The 20,379-nt window shown below is 70.8% G+C and carries 19 protein-coding genes; 9 read left to right on the top strand and 10 right to left on the bottom strand.

What is annotated here, in order from left to right:
* Nucleotides 1-96: 96 nt before the first annotated feature.
* A complete protein-coding gene (locus tag OG332_RS14100; protein ID WP_327413802.1) occupies nt 97-1,671 on the bottom strand; it encodes a recombinase family protein in 1,575 nt (524 codons plus the stop codon).
* Between OG332_RS14100 and OG332_RS14095 the strand changes: the two genes are divergently transcribed.
* The 3 genes from OG332_RS14095 (at nt 1,652) to OG332_RS14085 (ending at nt 4,009) form a co-directional block, all read left to right on the top strand.
* Nucleotides 1,652-2,644 carry an NADP-dependent oxidoreductase gene (locus tag OG332_RS14095; protein WP_442816351.1) on the top strand — a complete coding sequence of 331 codons (993 nt, stop codon included), beginning with the start codon at nt 1,652-1,654 and terminating at the stop codon, nt 2,642-2,644. The genes OG332_RS14100 and OG332_RS14095 overlap by 20 nt on opposite strands.
* A 64-nt stretch (nt 2,645-2,708) precedes the next feature.
* Nucleotides 2,709-3,131: an organic hydroperoxide resistance protein gene (locus OG332_RS14090; RefSeq protein WP_327413801.1), complete on the top strand. Its 423-nt coding sequence runs from the start codon at nt 2,709-2,711 to the stop codon at nt 3,129-3,131.
* Between the two features lie 77 nt (nt 3,132-3,208).
* A complete protein-coding gene (locus OG332_RS14085) occupies nt 3,209-4,009 on the top strand; it encodes an EI24 domain-containing protein (RefSeq protein WP_327413800.1) in 801 nt (266 codons plus the stop codon).
* A gap of 31 nt (nt 4,010-4,040) precedes the next feature.
* Here the strand turns inward: OG332_RS14085 and OG332_RS14080 are convergent, their stop codons facing one another.
* On the bottom strand, nt 4,041-4,928 hold the full coding sequence (locus OG332_RS14080) for an NAD(P)-dependent oxidoreductase (RefSeq protein WP_327413799.1): 888 nt from the start codon (nt 4,926-4,928) through the stop codon (nt 4,041-4,043).
* A gap of 97 nt (nt 4,929-5,025) precedes the next feature.
* On the opposite strand from OG332_RS14080, the gene OG332_RS14075 reads away from it, so the two are divergent.
* The 3 genes from OG332_RS14075 (at nt 5,026) to OG332_RS14065 (ending at nt 8,853) form a co-directional block, all read left to right on the top strand.
* Nucleotides 5,026-5,364 carry a winged helix-turn-helix transcriptional regulator gene (locus OG332_RS14075; RefSeq protein WP_327413798.1) on the top strand — a complete coding sequence of 113 codons (339 nt, stop codon included), beginning with the start codon at nt 5,026-5,028 and terminating at the stop codon, nt 5,362-5,364.
* A gap of 203 nt (nt 5,365-5,567) precedes the next feature.
* Nucleotides 5,568-7,250 (top strand): hypothetical protein, encoded by a 1,683-nt coding sequence (locus tag OG332_RS14070; protein ID WP_327413797.1) that lies wholly within the window; start codon nt 5,568-5,570, stop codon nt 7,248-7,250.
* Between the two features lie 13 nt (nt 7,251-7,263).
* A complete protein-coding gene (locus OG332_RS14065; protein WP_327413796.1) occupies nt 7,264-8,853 on the top strand; it encodes a DUF2142 domain-containing protein in 1,590 nt (529 codons plus the stop codon).
* 9 nt (nt 8,854-8,862) lie between these two features.
* Here OG332_RS14065 and OG332_RS14060 read toward each other — a convergent pair whose 3' ends face one another.
* Complete coding sequence (locus OG332_RS14060) at nt 8,863-9,579, bottom strand: carbon-nitrogen hydrolase family protein (RefSeq protein WP_327413795.1); 717 nt, start codon at nt 9,577-9,579, stop codon at nt 8,863-8,865.
* 153 nt (nt 9,580-9,732) lie between these two features.
* On the opposite strand from OG332_RS14060, the gene OG332_RS14055 reads away from it, so the two are divergent.
* Nucleotides 9,733-10,398, top strand: a complete 666-nt coding sequence (locus OG332_RS14055) for a hypothetical protein (RefSeq protein ID WP_327413794.1) — start codon at nt 9,733-9,735, stop codon at nt 10,396-10,398.
* Here OG332_RS14055 and OG332_RS14050 read toward each other — a convergent pair.
* A complete protein-coding gene (locus OG332_RS14050) occupies nt 10,395-10,973 on the bottom strand; it encodes a TetR/AcrR family transcriptional regulator (protein WP_327413793.1) in 579 nt (192 codons plus the stop codon). The two genes, OG332_RS14055 and OG332_RS14050, sit on opposite strands and share 4 nt — an antisense overlap.
* 153 nt (nt 10,974-11,126) lie before the next feature.
* On the opposite strand from OG332_RS14050, the gene OG332_RS14045 reads away from it, so the two are divergent.
* Nucleotides 11,127-13,583 (top strand): beta-glucosidase family protein, encoded by a 2,457-nt coding sequence (locus OG332_RS14045; RefSeq protein ID WP_327413792.1) that lies wholly within the window; start codon nt 11,127-11,129, stop codon nt 13,581-13,583.
* A gap of 135 nt (nt 13,584-13,718) precedes the next feature.
* On the opposite strand, the gene OG332_RS14040 is transcribed toward OG332_RS14045, so the two are convergent.
* Nucleotides 13,719-14,615 carry an SGNH/GDSL hydrolase family protein gene (locus tag OG332_RS14040; RefSeq protein WP_327413791.1) on the bottom strand — a complete coding sequence of 299 codons (897 nt, stop codon included), beginning with the start codon at nt 14,613-14,615 and terminating at the stop codon, nt 13,719-13,721.
* Nucleotides 14,616-14,864: 249 nt separating this feature from the next.
* Between OG332_RS14040 and OG332_RS14035 the strand changes: the two genes are divergently transcribed.
* Nucleotides 14,865-15,359 (top strand): DUF3145 domain-containing protein, encoded by a 495-nt coding sequence (locus OG332_RS14035; RefSeq protein WP_052875531.1) that lies wholly within the window; start codon nt 14,865-14,867, stop codon nt 15,357-15,359.
* 67 nt (nt 15,360-15,426) lie between these two features.
* On the opposite strand, the gene fabF is transcribed toward OG332_RS14035, so the two are convergent.
* The 5 genes from fabF to OG332_RS14010 all read right to left on the bottom strand — a co-directional run bounded on the left by fabF (nt 15,427) and on the right by OG332_RS14010 (nt 20,324).
* On the bottom strand, nt 15,427-16,692 hold the full coding sequence (gene fabF / locus OG332_RS14030) for a beta-ketoacyl-ACP synthase II (RefSeq protein WP_327413790.1): 1,266 nt from the start codon (nt 16,690-16,692) through the stop codon (nt 15,427-15,429).
* Nucleotides 16,693-16,771: 79 nt separating this feature from the next.
* Complete coding sequence (locus OG332_RS14025; protein ID WP_327413789.1) at nt 16,772-17,020, bottom strand: acyl carrier protein; 249 nt, start codon at nt 17,018-17,020, stop codon at nt 16,772-16,774.
* 55 nt (nt 17,021-17,075) lie between these two features.
* The gene (locus tag OG332_RS14020) at nt 17,076-18,080 is read right to left on the bottom strand and encodes a ketoacyl-ACP synthase III (protein ID WP_327413788.1); all 1,005 of its coding nucleotides are present in this window, start codon (nt 18,078-18,080) and stop codon (nt 17,076-17,078) included.
* Between the two features lie 19 nt (nt 18,081-18,099).
* Nucleotides 18,100-19,017 carry an ACP S-malonyltransferase gene (locus OG332_RS14015; RefSeq protein ID WP_327413787.1) on the bottom strand — a complete coding sequence of 306 codons (918 nt, stop codon included), beginning with the start codon at nt 19,015-19,017 and terminating at the stop codon, nt 18,100-18,102.
* An 89-nt stretch (nt 19,018-19,106) separates the two neighbouring features.
* Nucleotides 19,107-20,324: a PucR family transcriptional regulator gene (locus OG332_RS14010; protein WP_327413786.1), complete on the bottom strand. Its 1,218-nt coding sequence runs from the start codon at nt 20,322-20,324 to the stop codon at nt 19,107-19,109.
* Between the last annotated feature and the right edge of the window lie 55 nt (nt 20,325-20,379).

Raw genomic sequence — 20,379 nt, 5'->3', positions numbered from 1 at the left:
CCCGTAGTGGTTGTCTGCAAGCTACGGAGCGACGTACCCAGAGGCAAGGGTGATCAGACCTCTAGTCACGTTCTCGCATAGATCCGTAGGCCCTGGTCACAGGCCCCTGAGGTTGAGAGGGTCGTTTGCCCTGGTGGTGTGGAACGCCTCTACACGTTCCCTTTCCTCATGGGTCAAGGTTTCCCATTTTTCCTTGCGTTCCTGCCAGGTATCCGGCTCCGGCGAAAAGGCGAAAGTCTTCTTACCCACCATGACCTTGTATCCGGATTCGATGAGCTGTTTCCGCCTGCCCTCCATATCGAGCTTAGGCCAGAGTTCCCCAAAGGTCATTCCCTGGTCTTCATCCTCCCATCCGCCGGGTACGACCGGCTGAGACTCCAATTCCTTCTTACGGGCCTTGTACTGGCTCATGCGGAATCGGTAGCCCTCTTGGTCGTCGTCCCAGTCCCCTTCCTCATCCTGCTTCCGCAGCCGTTCCATGCGCTTAGTGATGTCGGTAAGTTCCTTGGTGCTGTCGGAACCCTGGACCCATACCCGCTTGGTTACGCGCACAGCGCTGAACTTCTGAAGGAAATGGATTTCCATCATTTCTTCGATAGCCTCTGCCCGGCAGGAAATCCCGACGCATCGGTCACTCTTAGGCCAAGCACCACAGTTGTAGTAGCGGTAGGTCACGCCCCGGACATGAGAAACCTTGTGTACGGCCTTAGAGCCGCATCGGCCGCAATGGGCAACCCCGTACATGGGGCTAGTGCCGTTGATGCGCCTTTCCTTGGTGTGCGTGCGCCGCTGTACGGCAGCCTGCAATGACTCCCATTCGTCCGGAGTGAACACGGGGTCAGCCATTTGGATAGGCTGTCCGTCCATGCCATAGATGATCTCTCGGCTGTGCTTCTTCCGGCCCATGGTGGATTCGTCGGTAAGCAGCTTCTTTACAGAAGTCTCAGACCAGCGTTCCGGGGTTCCTTCTTCCCCGCCACGTGCCTTTACCGGCTTGCCCTTGGCGACACGTGCCCTATCCCTGGCAGTGAGAACACCCCGGTCATTGAGATCCTTCGCCACCCCTACAAATGATTCTCCGCTGATGACCTGTTCCCGCATGTCCCGTAGTTCAGCGGCCATGTCGTCATCAAGTTCAAGGTGTGCGGCTGTCTTGCCGTCCTCATACAGCTTGACGACACGGTACCCAAAGGGAGCGATACCCCCCGGCCAACGGTTGGTGAATCGCCTACGCTCGTGAGATTCCTTGTTGCGAATCTTGATCCGATCCAATTCCTTCGCAGGGCCAAGGGCCTTTGCGTGAAGGATGAGCCTTCCCTCAGCGGTGTGCATCTGCTCGTTGAACTGAGGGTCATCAAGCACAATGACAGTCTTCTGCCATTCGATGACACGGAACACAAAGGCCATGAAATGCATGTCGTCACGGCTCAACCGGTCCTGAGTGGTTACCCAAAGCTCATCCCACTGGGAGAGCCCTTCCGGCGTGAGCCACTGCCCCAGCTTAGGCCGGTCGAACATGTTCACACCGCCGGATACGGACAGATCAACTGCCGCGCCGACGATCGTCACGTTCCCCTCTGCCACGGCCCTTGTGCGGAGCTTCATGTCTTGAGCCTCTACAGACTCGGAGCGCTCTCCCTTGTCGTCTGAGATCCGCTCTGCAAGCAACACCCGGCGCATCTTGGCTGTCCCTCCCCTTGCACTGCTTCCCGCAGTGCTCCCCGTGCCGTCCCTGTGTCTCTGTGCTGGTCACAGCCTAGTGCATGTTTGTCACTCAGCCAACATCCGGGGCCGGATGAACGACCTGAAGTCCTGCATCCCGCCGTTCCAGCTGGACGAGCCGATGCAGGGCGGCGCCGTCGGTGAGGTCGTCGCCTCCGCCGCCGAGGGCTTCGCCGTCGGCGACCACGTGCTGCACCACCTGGGCTGGCGCGAGTACGCGGAGCTCGACGCGAAGTTCGCCACCAAGGTGGACGCCTCGCTGGCCCCGCTCTCCGCCTACCTCGGCGTCCTCGGCATGCCGGGCCTGACCGCCTACGCGGGCCTCTTCGAGGTCGGCTCCTTCAAGGAGGGCGACGCCGTCTTCGTCTCCGGCGCGGCCGGTGCGGTCGGCGGCCTCGTCGGCCAGTTCGCCAAGATCAAGGGCGCCTCCCGGGTCATCGGCTCCGCCGGCTCGGACGAGAAGGTGACGCTGCTCACGGAGAAGTACGGCTTCGACGCCGCCTTCAACTACAAGAACGGCCCCGTCGCCGAGCAGCTGCGGGAAGCCGCCCCCGAGGGCATCGACGTCTACTTCGACAACGTCGGCGGCGACCACCTGGAGGCCGCCATCTCCTCCCTGAACGTGAACGGCCGGGCCACCCTGTGCGGCGCGATCGCCGGCTACAACGACACCGAGGCCGCCCCCGGCCCGCGCAACCTGATGCAGGTCATCGGCAAGCGGCTGCGGCTCCAGGGCATCCTCGTCAACGACCACGCCGGCCTGCAGCCGCAGTTCGTCCAGGACGTCGCCGGATGGCTGCGTTCCGGTGAGCTCCGGTACGACGAGACGGTCGTCGAGGGCGTCGAGAACGCGACGTCCGCCTTCCTCGGCATGCTGCGCGGCGAGAACACCGGAAAGATGATCGTTTCTTTCACCGGTTAGGCTCACTGCACACCGTCGTGACCGTGGGCGCGAGTCGCGGCGATTACCAGGAGGATTTCCTTACATGTCCATCCAGCAGTCCGACGTCGCGTACACCGCCGTAGCCACCGCCGAGAACGGCCGTGACGGTCGCGTCGCCACCCACGACGGCCAGCTCGACGTCGTCGTGAACCCGCCGAAGGAGCTCGGCGGCAGCGGCGCCGGCACCAACCCGGAGCAGCTGTTCGCCGCCGGCTACAGCGCCTGCTTCCAGGGCGCCCTGGGTGTCGTCGCCAAGAACGTGAACGCCGACATCTCCGGCTCCACGGTCACCGCCGAGGTCGGCATCGGCAAGAACGACGAGGGCTTCGGCCTGATCGTCAAGATCTCCGCCGTGATCCCCAACGTGGACGCCGCCACCGCCAAGGACCTCATCGAGAAGGCCCACGAGGTCTGCCCGTACTCCAAGGCGACCCGCGGCAACATCACCGTCGAGCTCGCCGTCTGATCCGGCACCGCTCGGCGAAGGCCGCACTCCGGCAGGGGTGCGGCCTTCGCCGTGCACCGCAGCCTTAAACTGGCCGCATGCGCGATCTTGCGGGGGGCTTCCGGTATCTGCTGGCCGGACAGCGATGGGTGTTCCGGCACGGCCGGTGGCTCGGGTTCGGGCTGCTGCCCGGGCTCGTCTCGCTGGTCCTCTACGCCGGCGCGCTGATCGGGCTCGGCTACGGGGCCGACGACCTGAGCGCCTGGGCCTCCCCCTTCGCCGACGACTGGTCCAGGCCGTGGCTCGGGCTCTTCCGCGGCTTCCTGACCGCGCTGGTCTTCAGCCTCGGTCTCTTCCTCGCGGTGATCACCTTCACCGCCGTGACCCTGCTGATCGGCCAGCCCTTCTACGAGTCCCTCTCGGAGCAGGTCGACCGCGCCGAGGGCGGCGAGGTCCCGCAGTCCGGGCTGCCGCTCTGGCGGGAGCTGTGGATCTCGGCCCGCGACAGCGTGAAGGTGCTCGCGCGGGTGCTGCTCTACGGGATCCTGCTCTTCGCCCTCGGTTTCATCCCGGTGATCGGGCAGACCGTGGTCCCGGCGCTCGGGTTCTGCGTCTCCGGGTACTTCCTGACCCAGGAGCTCACCGCCGTGGCCCTGCAACGGCGCAAGGTGGACCTGCCCCGGCGGCTGGAGCTGCTGCGGTCGCGGCGGATGCTGGTGCTCGGCTTCGGGGTGCCGCTGGTGCTGTCGTTCCTGGTACCGCTGGTCGCCGTGTTCCTGATGCCGGGCGCGGTCGCCGGGGCCACGCTGATGGCGCGGGACCTCCTGCGGACCGACGAGACTCCGGCTGCCGAAACCACCCCCGCGGGGTTCGGACCGCCGCCGCCCGCGTACTCGTAACCGCCGGGTCGCGGCCCGGGGCCCGGCCCGGCTACCGCTTCAGCAGCAGGATGGCCCCCGTCGTGTCCTCCCCGCCGTGCGCGGCCGGGTCCGCGGCCAGCCGGCGCCGCAGCAGGTCCACGTACGGGGAGATCAGCTCGGTGCTGACGCCTTGCTCCTCCGCCGTGCGCAGCATGGTGGCGCTGCCCGCGACCTGCATCGCAAGGTTGGACACCACCCCCGAGGTGAAGTCGCGCGAGGTCAGTCGCTCGGCGGCGTTGCCGACGAAGAAGCCCATCGCGCCGAGCCACTCGGACAGCAGCGGAGCCAGGTCCTTCGGGGCGATGTCCTCGCCCTCGGTCAGCGCATAGGCCTGCGAGATACCGGCGAACATCCCCCACATCGCGCTGAGCAGCGCCACGTCGTGCAGGGCGGCGTGCCCGGGGTTCTCGCCGACGAAGCGGGCCCCGGCCGGGACCTCCAGGACGGCCCGGTGGGCATCGAAGAGCGCGCGCGAGCCGCTGTAGAAGACGTACCCGCCGGCCTCGGGGACGCCGATCATCGTCGGCGTGGCCATGATCCCGCCGTCCATGAACCGGGCCCCGCGCTCCTCGGCCCAGGCGGCCCGCGCCCGGCCCTCGGCCGGGGTGCCCGTGGTCAGGTTCACCACGTCCTTGCCGGTCAGGTCGATGCCGTCCAGGGCGGAGCCGACGGAGGGGTCGTCCAGCAGGCAGACCACGACGAGCCCGTTCGCGGCGACGGCCTCGGCGGCGCTCGCGGCGACGAGGGCCCCTTCGGCGGCCAGCGCCCCGGCCTTGGCGGCGGTGCGGTTCCAGACGGTGAGCCGGTGGCCGGCGGCGAGCCAGGTGCGGGCGAGGGCGGTGCCCATGTCGCCGAGTCCGAGCAGGGTGAGCGAGTGCTGAGGTGTGTTGTCAGTCATGGCGTTTAGCCTGCTGGCAGGCTGTGAAGCGCTCAAGTACGCACTTTGGAGTGGGTGGTTACCCCAAGGTGAGCGAACAGGTGGGGAGGGGTGCGCGATGGCGGTGACACGAAGGCCCGGTGCCGATCACTGCGGGATCGCCGCGGCGATGTCGGTGATCGACGGCAAATGGAAGGTTTCGCTCCTGTGGGAGCTGGAGCGGAGCCCGCGACGCCGTTTCGGTGAACTGCGCAGGCTCGTCCCCGGCGTCTCCGAGAAGGTGCTCGCCGCTCAGCTGCGTGAACTGGAGACGGACGGCATCGTCCACCGCGAGGTCCACGCGGAGGTCCCGCCGCGCGTCGAGTACTCCCTGACCCCGCTGGGGCAGAGCCTGAACGCGGCCCTGGAGTCCCTGGGGGAGTGGGGTGCAAAGCATCTGCTACCGGACTCCGCGTAGCCGACTCGTGATCGGCCGGCGGCCTCCGTCACCCCTTGGCGGGCCCGTAGTATGCATGGCGGCAGCAAGCGCCGAGGTCGTCTCTCACTGCCCTTGAGTCCGCCCTGGCCGGGAGCTTCGGAAGAAGCCCGGAGCCGGGCAGCGGCTTGCCGAGCCACGACCGGCCGTCGGGCCGAGGACCGACCAGCAGTAGGGACACAGCAGTGACAGTCAGTACCGAGGGCACGGTCACCGTGCTGCCCCCGGGCGGACCGGCCGCGCCCGCCCGCCCGATACCGGCCGTCCGGCGCGGGCTCGGTTCCCGGGGCACGCTCCTGCTCCTCGAAGCCGCCGTCGCGTTCGGCGCGGCGCTCGTGCTCCCGCTGCTGGCCGTCCGCTTCAGACTCGACCCCCTGGACCGGATCGCGCAGGTCAGCGGCCTCGCCGCGATCCAGCTGCGGTTCGCGCTCGTCGGTCTGCTGTTCATCGCCGCGGTGGCCCTGGCCATGCGGCTGCGGGGAGGCCGGCACTTCGACCTGGCCGCCCGGATCGCCGCCGCCGCCCTCGCGGGCCTGGCCAGCGGCTTCGTCGCCGCCGGCGCGGTCGTCGCCCTCCACGGGACGCCCTGGCCGATGTTCGGCCTCAACGGCGACAGCGGCCGCATCGTCGAGTGGGCCCACGCGGTGGCCAACGGCCGCCCCTCGGGCTCGCCGGTCTACCCGCCGGCTCCCCTCTACACCCTCGGCTACTACGCCGAGTGGTTCCGCGGCGGCAACACCGCGTACGCGTTCAAGGACCTCCAGATCCTCGGCGCCGCCGCCTTCGGGCCGCTGGTCTACCTCTGCTGGCGCATGCTCCTCGGCCCGGTCCGGGCCCTCGCCTTCGGCGTGGCCCCGGCCTTCGCGCTGATCGACGCGTACAAGCCGTACAGCCAGACCGTGCTCGTCGTGCTCGTGCCCGTCCTGGTGGCGATGGTGGTGTCGCTGAGCCGCAGCGGCACACAGGCCTGGCGGCCGCTCCTGCTCAAGGGCGCCGGATTCGGCGCGCTGCTCGGCGTGCTGTTCCTCACCTACTCGGGCTGGTTCCTGTGGAGCGCGGCCGGTGTCCTGTTCGCCGCGCTGCTGTACTTCCCGTGGCGGACCGGCCGGCTCGGCCGGCTCAAGGGAGCGGCCTTCCTCGGCGCCTCCCTGGCGGCCTTCCTCGTGGTCGCCGGCCGCTACCTCGCGGTCATGCTGACCGAGGGCCAGACCACCAAGGACTACAACTTCCGGTTCGACAACTTCACCGACCCGGCGTACTACCTCATGTGGCGCACGGACATGCCCGGCAAGGTCGGCGAGTGGCCGCCGCCCGGCGAATACGGCGGGGTCGGCCTGTTCGCCCTGGTCACCTTCGTCTGCCTCGGCGCCGCGATCTGGCTGGGCATCCGCAGGCCGATGGTGGTCACCGTCGCCGCGATGTTCATCAGCGCGTGGGTGATGCGCATGTACATCGCCTCGCACATGTACGAGACGCAGACCGTCCAGCTCTACACCCGCACGAACAACCAGCTCCTCTACTGCGGGCTGCTGCTGTGCGCTCTGGTCGTCCACCTGGCCTCGCAGCGGATGGGCGCGCGCCGGGCGGAGTCCGCGGCCGGCTCCGAGACCGTGAGCGGTACGGCCGGCACCGGCTTCCCCGGCCGCGAGGGCGCGGTGATCGGAGCCCTGTGCGCCCTCCTGCTGCTCCTCGGCACCGTCTCCTCCTCGATGGCCGACCGCTACATGCCGGCCAAGGAGAACACCTACCGGATCCTGCCGTGGGTGTCGCACACCATCACGGAGCAGGACGGCGGCTGCCCGAAGTACGCGCCTGGAGGCACCTGCTCCAAGGACGGCGACCAGAGCTGGCTGAGCTTCATCCGATGACCCGGGGGAACCGATGATCTCCGCACTGACGCGGCTGGCCGACTGGTCCGCCAGGACACCCAGGCGGCTCTGGCTGATCTCGTTCGCGCTGTTCTTCGCGCTCGCGGGCTCCTGGTCCGCCGCCAGCCCCATCGGCGGCTCTCCCGACGAACACGCGCACTTCGTCCGTGCCGCGGCCGCCGCCCGGGGCCAGATCAGCGGACCCCTGGTGATGGTCCCGCACCGGGTGGCGGGAATCGACGGGCAGTTCGCCGAGGCCGGGATGCAGCTCCCGGAGTGGTACGGGAACCTGGCCACGGTGCACGAGTGCTACGCGTGGCGCCAGTCCCAGCCCGCGTCCTGCGCTCCCTCGCTCGGCGGCTCCGAGAAGATCGTCCAGGTCCCCACGGCGGCCGGCCGCTACCACCCGGCGTACTACCTTGCGACCGGCTGGCCGAGCCTGCTCGCCGACGGCCCCAAGGGGCTGTACCTGATGCGCTTCATGTCGGCGCTGCTCTGCTCGGCCCTGCTGGCGAGCGCGGTGGTCACGGCCGCCGAATGGCGGCGCCGCTCGCTGGCCGTGCTCGGCGTGCTCGCCGCTGCCACGCCGATGACGCTCTACATGTCCGGCATGCTCAACCCCAGCGGCGGCGAGATCGCCGCCGGGATCCTGGTGTGGACGGCCCTGCTGTCGGTCGTCCTGTCGCCCGACCCGGTGCTGCTGAACCGGCGGCTGGCCAGGCTGGGCACCGGCGGCCTGGTCCTGATCAACATCCGGCCCCTCGGACTGATCTGGTTCGGCGGAGCGGTGGTCTTCTGCCTGCTGCTGACGCAGCGGCGCGGAGTGCTGGGATCCGTGCTGCGCCGCAAGGCCCTGTGGCTCTGGACGGCCCTGCTGGGCCTGGCGTCGGCCGGTGCGCTGTACTGGGCGGCGAGGCACCCGGACCGTTCGAAGATAGACATCCCCGACTCGCTCACCGCGGCCGTGGCCGCGAAGCGCACGCTCGGCAGCACCGACTTGTACATCAAGCAGATGGTCGGGTTCTTCGGCTGGCTGGACACCCCGGGCCCGGCCCTGCTGTACCTGGTGTGGACGGCGGTGCTCGCGACGCTCGTCGTGCTGGCGCTGGTCTACGGCCACAAGCGCGACGTGGTGGCGGTGCTCGGCATGCTGGTGGCCATCGTGATGGTGCCGGTGGCCGCGCAGGCCTCGGAGGCGGAGCGGATCGGCATGGTGTGGCAGGGCCGCTACCTGCTGCCCTTCGCCGTCGGCCTGCCGCTGATGGCCGTGCTGATCTGCGCCACGCGCGTCCCCGGGCGCGGTTTCCCCTGGCGGCGGCTGGTCGGCCTGTGCGTCGGCGGTCTGGCGCTGGCCAACGTGGCGGCGTTCTACTGGACGCTGCGCCGGTTCGCCGTCGGCAACAAGGCTTCGTGGGTGCCGACCTCGGCGCACTGGGCGCCGCCCGGCGGCTGGGTCTTGTGGACCGGCGTGTACGCGGTGGCGGCCCTCGCCGTCGTCGTGCCCGCCCTGGTCTCGGACCGCAAGGCCGCCGCGCCGCAGCTCCCGGACCTCGACGCCCCGCGTTCGGACCGCGAGGCGACGCGGGTGCCCGAGCCCGCCTGACGCACCCCGTCAGACGGCGCGGCCGACCTCGGCGGTCACCACCGACGGCGTACGGTCGTCCGCCTCGGCGAGCAGGGAGCCGCCCGGCGCCCACACGGCCGCGCGGCCGCAGCCGGTCCACGGGCCCGCCGGGCCGACGTGGTTGGCGAGGACGACGTACAGGCCGTGGTCCTTCGCGATCCCCGGGTACACGGTGGCGCGCTCGCCGATCCCGTCGCCCGTCCCGTACAGGGAGCTCGCCAGGTGCACCCGGCAGCCGTCGGCCGCGCCCCGGCCGGGCAGTTCGGGGAAGTGGTTGTCGTAGCAGACGCCCAAGGAGAAGCGGATCCCGCCGAGTTCGAAGCGCCCGTCGTCCGTGCCGGGCGCGAAGACGTCCTGCTCGCGGCGGAAGAGGTGCTGCTTCGCGTACGTCGTCAGGTGCGCGCCGTCCGCGTCGTGCACCAGCGTCGCGATGGCGGGGCGCGGGCCGGCGGTGGGCAGGGCGACGTTGACGGCGGTGGCGATGCCGGCGGAGCGCAGCGGGTCCAGGCGCGGGTCGTCGGAGGCCGTCCACAGGCCGGGGTCGGAGGCCAGCGCGTCCAGTTCGTAACCGGTGAGCGTGAACTCGGGGAACACCACGAGTTCGGCGCCCTGTTCGCGGGCCGCGGCGGCGAGAGCGGCGGCCCGCGCGACGTTGGCGGGGACATCGGCGGGGACGCAGGTCATCTGGGCTGCGGCGATCTTCATTGGGCCGAGGATGCCAGCCGGGTGGTGCCCGGGTCCTTCCGGGGGGTCGACGTACCGGCGGGGCGCAGGGATGCTGTAACGGCGTGCTCACGGAGCGCGCTCGGCGGTTGCGGCGGGCGGGGGGTATCCGATGCGACGTGACGGTTCGGCCTGGTGACGGCCCCCGACTGGGTCCAGCCGGTCCTCACCGGCGCCTTCCTGGTCCTCGCGTACCGGGTCGTGCGGACTTCCGGCGCGGGGCTGCGGGTGGCCGTGGCCTTCATGCTCGTGCTGAACGTGGGAATGCTGTGGCTGCTGTGGGACGACGGGCCGCCGTGGGCGGTGCCGGCCGTCGTCGCGGTCTCCCTGGTGGCCGCGGTGGTCAACGCCGTCGCCGCGGCCCGGACCGCGCTCGAACGCATCGAACGCGTGGACACCGCCCGCTTCCGGGACCTCGTGGGGCACGTCGCGCGTTCCGAGGGGCCCCAGGTGATGGGCGTGTGCGTGACCTACACGGGCGCTCTGGTCCTCACCGCCTTCGGCAGCGACGCCCGGCCGGAGGGCCGGCAGTTCCACCTGCCGCCCGGCCCGGACTGCCCGTTCTGCCTGGTGGAGGATCAGATACGGGGGTTCCTCGGGGCGGTGGACCCGCTGCTGGGCGAGTACCGCAGGCACCTGGGGGCGGGCAGCAGCCGGCACCTCCTCGTCAGGCGTCCGTCCACCGCGGAGCCCTGGACGGGCCGGTTCCGCGACCGGGCGTACTACCGGGTGCCCCGCCGCCGGCCGTCCTGCCCGGTCCACGACCCGCTGCTCGGCCCGCCCTGGCCCGGCCGCCCCTAGGAGTCCGCGGTGCCCCGCAGGAGGGTCAGGAAGGAGCGGAAGGCGGCGGGCATGTCCACCGACTCGGGGGCGAGCAGCCACTGGTACTGGAGTCCGTCCATGACGGCCGTCAGCAGGGGGGCCGCCTGTTCCGGGGTGAGGCCCGAGGGGAGGCGGTCGCCGAACTCGGCGCGGAGCACCGCCGCCATCTCCGCGCGGACCTGGGCGTAGCGCTCGGTGAAGAACTCCCGCGCCGGGTGCCCGTCCGTGACGCTCTCGCCCAGCAGTGCCGAGAAGGTCTGCACGATGCCCGGGCGCATCGCGTTGTACTCCACCAGCGAGGCCAGCAGGTCGAGGCGCCAGGTGTCGGCCGCGGCGCGCGAGCCGCCGCCGGTGTCCCAGCGGTCGCGCTCCTCCAGCACCGCGACCAGCAGCGCCTCCTTGGTCGGGAAGTAGTGCAGCAGCCCCTGCTGGGTCAGGCCCACGCGTTCGGCGACCGTGCCCAGGGACGCGCCCCGGTAGCCGCGCTCCGCGATCACCTCCACGGCCGCGCGGACGATCTCCCCGCGGCGCTCCTCGCTCCTCGCCCTGACCATCGCCCCGGCACCCCTTCCCGTACGACACCTGCCAGCAGGACCGTACGTCACCCTGATGTCACGAAAGAATTACGAACCCTACCGTTCAACAGGTAACAGGTCCACGATGGGGGCACCGCACCGCACCACCGCACTCAACGAGGAGGCACGGCCGTGACCGATGCCGATCAGGTCCGCACCAGCGTCGTCGAAGTGGCGCTCGGGAGGCTCGATCTCGACACCAAGGCCCGACTGCTGGCCGGGCAGGACATGTGGTCGCTGCCCGCGATCCCCGAGATCGGGCTGCAGTCCCTGGTCATGTCCGACGGCCCCATCGGGGTCCGCGGCGTGCGCTGGACCGCCGACGACCCGTCCATCGCCCTGCCCTCCCCGACCGCGCTCGCCGCCGCCTGGGACCCCGAGCTCGCCCGCCGCGCCGGCCGGCTCCTCGCCCAGGAGGCCCGCCGCAAGGGCGTCCACGTCCTGCTCGCACCCACCGTCAACCTGCACCGCTCCCCGCTCGGCGGCCGCCACTTCGAGTGCTACTCCGAGGACCCGTACCTCACCGGGGTCATCGGCAGCGGCTACGTGAACGGCGTCCAGGACGGCGGGGTCGGCGCCACCGTCAAGCACTTCGCCGGCAACGAAGCCGAGACCGACCGGTTCACCGTCGACTCCGTCATCGCCCCGCGCCCGCTGCGCGAGCTGTACCTGGCACCCTTCGAGGCCATCGTCGCGAACGCCCACCCGTGGGGCATCATGACCGCCTACAACCAGGTCAACGGCACGACGATGACCGAGCACCGGTACCTGGTGAACGAGGTCCTGCGCGGCGAATGGGGCTTCGACGGGTACAACGTCTCCGACTGGATGGCCGCCCGCTCCACCACCGGCGACATCGAAGGCGGCCTGGACGTGGCCATGCCCGGCCCCACCACCGTCTACGGGCCCGCCCTCGCCGGGGCCGTCCGCGCCGGGGAGGTCCCCGAGTCCGTCGTCGACGACGCCGTGCGCAACGTCCTGCGCCTCGCCGCCCGCGTCGGCGCCCTGGAGGGCGCGCCCGCCGTCGTCGAGGCCGCCCCGGCCCCGGTCGACGGCCAGGCGCTGGCCCGCGAGCTCGCCGCCCGCGGCTTCGTCCTCGTGCGCAACGAGGCCGTGCCCGGCAGGAGCGCCGCCCTGCCGCTCGACGCCTCCGCCGGCCGCACCGTCGCCCTCTCCGGCGCCGCGGCCCGTGACGCCCGCGTCCTCGGCGGCGGCAGCGCCACCGTCTTCCCCGAGCGGATCGTCTCCCCGCTCGACGGCCTCACCGCCGCCCTCCCGGACGGGGCCCTGACCTTCACCGTCGGCGCCGACCCCTCCGACGAACCGGTCCCCGCCGACAAGGGCTTCGAGCTCCGCGCCGTCTGCCGCGACGCCTCCGGCGCCGTCATCGGCGAGGGCAGTCTGCCGACCGGCCAGGTCCAGTGGATCGGGGACGACCTGCCCGCCGGCGCCACGTACGAGACCATGGCGAGCATCGAGGTCTGCGGTACGTTCCTCCCGCGTGAGAGCGGCGAGCACGCCTTCGGCACCCGCGGACTGGGCGCCTTCAGCCTCGCGGTCGACGGGCGGACCCTCTGGGAGGGCGTCCAGGAGATGGGCAACGAGGCCGACCCCTTCGAGGCCTTCTTCGGGGCCCCCAGCGAGCGCGCCCGCGTCACCGTCACCGAGGGCGAGCCCGTCGAGGTGTCGCTGACCTACCAGGTCCCCGACGTGTCAGCGCTACCGCTCAAGGCGATCATGTTCTCGCTGCTCCACCTCGGCCCGCGGAGCGACGCCGACGAGCTGATCGCCGAGGCCGTGGCGGCCGCCCGCGTCGCCGACACCGCCGTCGTGGTCGTCGCCACCACCGAGCGCGTGGAGTCCGAGGGCTTCGACCGGCAGGACCTCACCCTCCCGGGCCGCCAGGACGACCTGGTGCGCGCCGTCGCCGCCGTCAACCCGAACACCGTGGTCGTCGTCAACGCGGGCTCCCCGGTGGAGCTCCCGTGGCGCGAGGACGTCGCCGCCGTGCTGCTGACCTGGTTCCCCGGGCAGGAGGGTGGGGCCGCGCTGGCCGACGTACTCCTCGGCGACGCGGAGCCCGGCGGGCGGCTGCCCACCACGTGGCCCGCGCGGTTCGCGGACGCGCCCGTCACCGAAGTCGTCCCCACCGAGGGGCGCCTGGAGTACCGGGAGGGGCTCTTCATCGGCTACCGGGCCTACGAGAAGCACGGCGTGGCCCCCGCCTTCCCCTTCGGGCACGGCCTCGGCTACACCGACTGGGCGTACGAGTCCCTGGAGGCCACCGCCGACACGGTCCGGGTCCGCCTCACCAACACCGGTACCCGGCCCGGCCGCGAGGTCGTCCAGGTCTACCTCGCCCCCGTCTGCGACCCCGTGGAGCGCCCGGCGAGCTGGCTGGCGGCCTTCGCGGGCGTCTCGGCGGGACCCGGTGAGACCGTCGAGGCCGTGATCGCCCTGCCCGCCCGGGCTTTCGAGATCTGGGATCAGGAGACCTCCGGCTGGCAGCGGATCGGCGGCGCCTACGAGGTCCGCGCGAGCCACTCGCACGGTGACACGCGGCTGACGGCCACGCTCGACATCGCGTAACACACCGTAACCGTCGGAAATGGCCGGAAATCACCCCTGAAACACCCCTGAAAGCCGGTCCGGGGGCGAGCCCTGACTCCCCCGGCTACCGCTGGGAGGTGCCCCCAGCCCCCGGGCCCTCCGTGCACAGCGGCGTCAACGTGGCGGTTCGGCGGCCGTCACCTGGCGGTGCGCCAGTTCCGCCAGCCGTGCCTGTCCGTCCTTGCCCGGATGGAACCAGTCCCAGCGGCTCAACTGATCCGCCGCGAAGGGGTACTGGAACACCGCCCCGCCGTCGTAGCGGCACAGCGCGTCCTTCGCGCAGACCTCGCGCAGCACCTCGTTGTACTCGACCACGCGCGCCCGCACCTGCTCGCGCCGGGCCGTCGCCCCCGTCGCCGCCGACAGCGGGTCGGCGAGCATCGACTGACAGATGCCCAGCTTCCAGATCTGCCGCACCATCGGGAGGTCCTTGCCCTGCTCCCACAGCCGTTGGAGGTCCGGCACGCTGGAGACGTACACCTGGGAGGAGGGGGACGCGGCCCGGAGCCCGGCGAGGGCCTTCTCGAATCCGTCCCGGAACTCCGCCACCGGCGTCATCGACGAAGCCGTGGGCCGGCAGGCGTCGTTCGAGCCCACCATGACCGTGACCAGGTCGGGCTTGTGCGCGGCGGCCCCCGCCAGCTGTCCCGGCAGGTCCGCCATCCGTGCGCCGGTCACCGCGTAGTTCCAACTGCGTGCGGGCACCTCGGCGTCCCCGAGCAGCCGGGCGGCGAGGGAGCGGACCGCGGGGTCGTTCCCGGTGGCCCAGGAGACCTCCGGGCAGTCGGCCAGGACCGAACAGGCGTCGAAACCACGTGTGATGGAGTCGCCCACGGCCGCGACCGAGGCCGGCGCCGTGTTCCAGCGCGGAGCGGCCTGCGCCCCGCGCTCGCCCTCGCCGCCCGACCCGCCCGAGCCGCACCCCGTTGCCGTGCCGACCAGCAGCACGACCGCCGCACCCGCGCCCGCGAGGATCCGGCGCGCGCGGCGGCGCGGAGCGGTGGTGCGCATGGGAAGGGTTCCTCCTTGTCGCCCCCGCATCGTTCGGGGGGTCCTGCTGAGTGAAAGCTCTGTGTTTACGGGCCTTGGAGCGACCGTACGTCACACCATGACCCCTGGCGCACGGTAGCTTTTTCCCGTGGCGTTTCGGCCGCAGGTCCCGTAGCGCAATGTCAAATAATTTCCGTTACATTACATCACGTCACATACTGTCCGTTTTCTGGAGTTTATTCCCGACCTCGTCCACCACTGGAGGTCCCGGTGACGACACGTGGAGTTCTGTACGTGCATTCCGCACCGCGCGCGCTCTGCCCGCATGTGGAATGGGCTGTTGCGGGCGTGCTCGGGGTGCGGGTGAACCTCGACTGGATCAGGCAGCCCGCCTCCCCGGGCACCTGGAGAGCCGAGTTCTCCTGGCAGGCCGAAGCGGGCACCGCCTCGAAACTCGCCTCCGCGCTGCGCGGCTGGCACCTGCTGCGCTTCGAGGTGACCGCGGAGCCGTGCCCGAACGCCGAGGGCGAGCGCTACAGCTCCACCCCGGAGCTCGGCATCTTCCACGCCGTCACCGGCATGCACGGCGACATCCTGATCCCGGAGGACCGGCTGCGCGCCGCCCTCGCCCGGTCCGCGCGCGGCGAGACCGACCTGGAGGCGGAGATCGCCAAACTGCTCGGCAAGCCCTGGGACGACGAACTGGAGCCCTTCCGCTACGCGGGCGAGGGCGCGCCCGTCCGCTGGCTCCACCAGGTGGTCTGACCCCGTACGACGCGAAGGGCCCCGCACAGCAGTCGCTGTGCGGGGCCCTTCGTCGTGCAGTACGGGATCAGACGCTGCGGAAGGCGAGCGTCACGTTGTGACCGCCGAAGCCGAAGGAGTTGTTGATCGCGGAGATCGGGCCGTCGGCCGGCAGCTTGCGGGGCTCGCCGCGCACGATGTCCGCGTCGATGTCCTCGTCGAGGTCGTCGATGTTGATCGTCGGCGGGGCCAGCCGGTTGTAGAGCGCCAGCACGGTCGCGACGGTCTCGATACCGCCCGCTCCGCCCAGCAGGTGACCGGTCATCGACTTGGTCGCGGAGATCGCGATGTGGTCGAGGTCGTCGCCCAGCACCTTGCGCAGGGCCTTCAGCTCGGCCGTGTCACCCTGCGGGGTCGACGTGGCGTGCGCGTTCAGGTGGACCAGCTCGGCCGGGTCGAGACCCGTGTTGTCGAGCAGGTTCTGCACCGCGGCCGCGACACCGCGGCCGGTCGGCTCCGGCTGCGCGATGTGGTGGCTGTCCGCGGACAGACCCTGGCCCAGCACCTCGCAGTAGACCCGGGCGCCGCGCGCGGCGGCGTGCTCGGCGGACTCCAGGATGACGACGCCCGCGCCCTCGCCCAGTACGAAGCCGTCACGGCCCTTGTCGTACGGACGGGAGGCCTGCTCGGGGTTCTCGTTGTTCTTGGACATCGCCATCATGTTGGCGAACGCGGCGATGGGCAGCGGGTGGATCGCCGCCTCGGTGCCGCCCGCGACGACCACGTCGGCACGGCCGGTACGGATCATCTCGACGGCGTAGCCGATGGCCTCGGCGCCGGAGGCGCAGGCGCTGACCGGAGTGTGCACGCCCGCCTGGGCGTTGACCTCCAGGCCGACGTTGGCCGACGGGCCGTTCGGCATGAGCATGGGGACGGTGTGCGGGGAGACCCGGCGCACACCCTTTTCCTTCAGTACGTCGTACTGGTCGAGCAGGGTGGTGACACCGCCGATACCGGAGGCGATCACGGTGCCCAGGCGCTCGGGCCGGATCTTCTCGTCCTCGCCCGCCGGGGCGGTGTAGCCGGCGTCGGCCCACGCCTCGCGCGCCGCGATGACGGCGAACTGCGCCGAGCGGTCGAGCTTGCGGGCCAGCGGCCGGGGCAGGACCTCGCTCGGGTCCACGGCGGCACGGGCGGCGATGCGTACCGGGAGTTCGGCGAAGCGCTCGCCCTCCAGGGGCGTTACGCCGGAACGGCCGGCAAGCAGACCTTCCCAGGTCGAAGCGCTGTCGCCACCCAGCGGAGTGGTTGCGCCGATACCGGTGACGACCACGGTGCGATTGGTCGGGCTCACAGGAATTCTTTCTCCACGTCTCAGGGGGTGCTGAATTGTCACGGCGCCACCGCCAGGTGGCGACAAACGCTCGTCAGGCTCAGGCCTGGTGCTTCGCGATGTAGTCCGCGGCGTCGCCGACCGTCTTGAGGTTCTTGACGTCCTCGTCCGGGATCTTGACGTCGAAGCGCTCTTCGGCGGCGACGACGACCTCGACCATGGACAGCGAGTCGACGTCCAGGTCGTCGGTGAAGGACTTCTCGGTCTGGACGTCCTCGACCGGGATGCCCGCGATCTCGTTGACGATCTCCGCGAGACCGGCGACGATCTCTTCCTGCGTGGCGGCCATGTGGCGCTCCTTCTCTGGGTAACTGGGTAGACGGACCGGGATGTGGATCCCGGCCCTAGGGGAGGGTAACGACCGTCGCGGCGTAGACGAGTCCCGCCCCGAAGCCGATGACGAGCGCGGTGTCGCCGCTCTTCGCCGCTCCGGTCGCCAGGAGCCGCTCCATAGCGAGCGGGATCGAGGCGGCCGACGTGTTGCCGGTTGTCTCCACGTCACGGGCGACCGTGACGTGCTCCGGCAGCTTCAGAGTCTTCACCATCGAGTCGATGATCCGCATGTTCGCCTGGTGCGGAATGAAGACGTCCAGGTCGTCCGCGGTGATCCCGGCGGCGTCGAGCGCCTGCTGGGCCACCTTGGCCATCTCGAAGACGGCCCAGCGGAAGACCGCCTGGCCCTCCTGCGTGATGGCCGGGAACTTCTCGGCGGTGTCCTTGGTGCGGAACTCGTCCCACGGCACGGTCTGCTTGATCGTGTCGGACTTGTCGCCCTCCGAACCCCACACCGTGGGGCCGATGGCCGGCTCGTCCGAGGGACCGACGACCACGGCACCTGCGCCGTCGCCGAACAGGAAGGCCGTCGCACGGTCCTCCAGGTCCGTCAGGTCCGAGAGCCGTTCCACGCCGATGACGAGGACGTACTCCGCCGAACCTTCCACCACCATGCCCTTGGCCAGGGTCAGACCGTAGCCGAAACCGGCACAGCCCGCGGAGATGTCGAAGGCGGCGGGCTTGACCGCGCCGATCCGGTGCGCGATCTCGGTCGCGACGGCCGGAGTCTGCTTGAAGTGCGAGACCGTCGAGACGATCACGGCACCGATCTGCTCGGGGGAGACACCGGCATCGGCCAGCGCCTTGCCCGAGGCCTCCACCGACATCGCGGCGACCGTCTCCTCGGGCGAGGCCCAGTGCCGGGTCGCGATGCCCGAGCGGGAGCGGATCCACTCGTCGGACGAGTCGATGGTCTCGAGGATGACCTCGTTGGGCACCACGCGGGTCGGGCGGTAGCCGCCGACTCCGAGGATGCGGGCGTACGGGGAGCCCTTGGCCGGCTTGATCTTGGACATGCTGTGTGGGCTCCTTCTCTCAGGCCGTCAGTTCGGCGACGAGCGCCGCGGCCTTGTCGAGATCGTCCGGGGTCTTCAGAGCCACGCTCGGTACGCCCTTCAGCGCGCGCTTGGCCAGACCCGTCAGGGTGCCACCGGGGCAGAGCTCGATGATCCCCGTGACGCCCAGTTCGGCGAACGTCTCCATGCACAGGTCCCAGCGGACCGGGTTCGCGACCTGGCCGACCAGGCGGGCGACGACGTCGGCGCCCGTGGTGACGACAAGGCCGTCCTTGTTCGAGACGTACTTCAGCACCGGGTCCGCCGGGGAGAGGGCCTCGGCGGCCTTCTCCAGCGTGGCCACCGCGGGGGCCATGTGGTGCGTGTGGAAGGCGCCCGCGACCTTGAGGGCGACGACCTTCATGGAGCCTTCGGGCTTGTCGGCCTCCAGGGCAGCGATCTGCTCCATGGTGCCGGCGGCCACGATCTGGCCCGCGCCGTTGATGTTGGCCGGGGTCAGACCCAGCTTCTCCAGGTGGGCGACGACCACGTCGCGGTCACCGCCGAGGACCGCGGCCATGCCGGTCTCGGTGACGGCGGCGGCCTCGGCCATGCCGAGACCGCGGGTCCGGACGAACGACAGCGCGTCGGCCTCGGACAGCACGCCGGCGTAGGCGGCGGCGGTGATCTCACCGACGCTGTGGCCCGCGACGGCACCGAAGGTCAGGGAAGCGGGCAGCGCCGAGGCGGACAGCAGGCCCGCGGCGACCAGCAGGGGCTGGGCCACGGCCGTGTCGCGGATCTCGTCGGCGTCAGCGTTCGTGCCGTAGTGGGCAAGGTCGAGCCCGATGGCGTCGGACCAGGCGGCGACGCGGTCAGCGGCACCGGGGAGGTCGAGCCAGGGAGTCAGGAAGCCGGGCGTCTGAGCGCCTTGGCCGGGAGCGACGAGTACGAGCACCCTCACACTCTCTCTTGTGGATGGTCCCGGCCGCCGGTGGGGACAGGGACGAAGAACCGTCGGGGTAATTGTTGATGTCCGACAAAAGTCTAGGACTGGAGATCGCCGTCGGCCAGACGCCCGAGAATCAGGGCGATTCGCAGCGTGAACGCCGAGCGGACATCGGAGGGTGACCATCCGGTGACGTCGGTCACACGTCGCAGCCGGTAGCGCACCGTGTTGGGGTGCACGAACAGCATCCGCGCCGCCCCTTCGAGGCTGCTCGCCTGCTCCAGGTACACGCTCAGCGTCTCCAGCAGCGCAGACCCGGCCTCTTCCAGTGGCCTGTAGATCTCCTCCACCAGTTGTTCCCTGGCAGCGGGATCGGAGGCGATCGCGCGCTCCGGCAGGAGATCGTCCGCCAGGACCGGGCGCGGGGCGTCCTGCCAGGCCGTACAGGCCTTCAGCCCGGCCGCCGCGGCCTGCGCCGACTTCGTCGCGTTCAGCAGGTCGGAGACCACCGGGCCGGCCACCACCGGACCGGCCGCGAACGGCCCGATCAGCGACTTCGCCACCTGCATCGGGTTGTCGCTGCCGCCCGCGATGACGACCAGCCGGTCCCCGAGCACTCCGGTGAGGACCTGCAGTTTGTGGTGGCGGGCCGCGCGCCGGATCGCCTCCACCGTCAGCTCGCTGTCCCCCTCCGGCGCGGTGCCGAGCACCACGCACACGTGCTCGGGGGAGTTCCAGCCCAGCGCCGCCGCCCGGGAGAGTGCACCCTCATCGGCCTCGCCGGACAGCACCGCGTTGACGACCAGGGACTCCAGCCGGGCGTCCCACGCCCCGCGCGCCTCGGCGGCCTGCGCGTACACCTGGGCCGTCGCGAAGGCGATCTCCCGGGCGTACACGAGCAGCGCCTCGCGCAGGATCTGCTCGTCACCCGGGGCCGCCACCTCCTCGATCGCGGTCTCCATGACCTCGATCGTGGTGCGGACCATCTCGACGGTCTGGCGCAGGGTGATCGCCCGGGTCAGCTCGCGCGGAGCCGTCCCGAACACGTCGGTGGAGATCGCCTGCGGGGTCTCCGGGTGCCGGAACCACTCGGTGAACGCGGCGATGCCGGCCTGCGCCACCAGGCCGATCCAGGACCGGTTCTCGGGTGGCATCGCCCGGTACCACGGCAGGGTCTCGTCCATCCGCGCGATCGCGTTGGCGGCGAGCCGGCCGGAGGACTTCTCCAGTCGGCGCAGCGTCGCGGTGTGCGGATGGGCGGGAGCGGGATGCGCGGCGTGTGTGGCGGGCGAATGCTCACGTTCGGGTTGAGGCACGTGACAAGACTGCCTTATCGGGACGGGTGCGCGGAGTCCGGTACCGGGCCGGGCC

Source organism: Streptomyces sp. NBC_01233 (genome assembly GCF_035989305.1).
GTDB lineage: Bacteria > Actinomycetota > Actinomycetes > Streptomycetales > Streptomycetaceae > Streptomyces.
The sequence above is the reverse complement of the archived record's forward strand: the minus strand, read 5'-3'. Positions and strand labels throughout refer to the sequence as shown.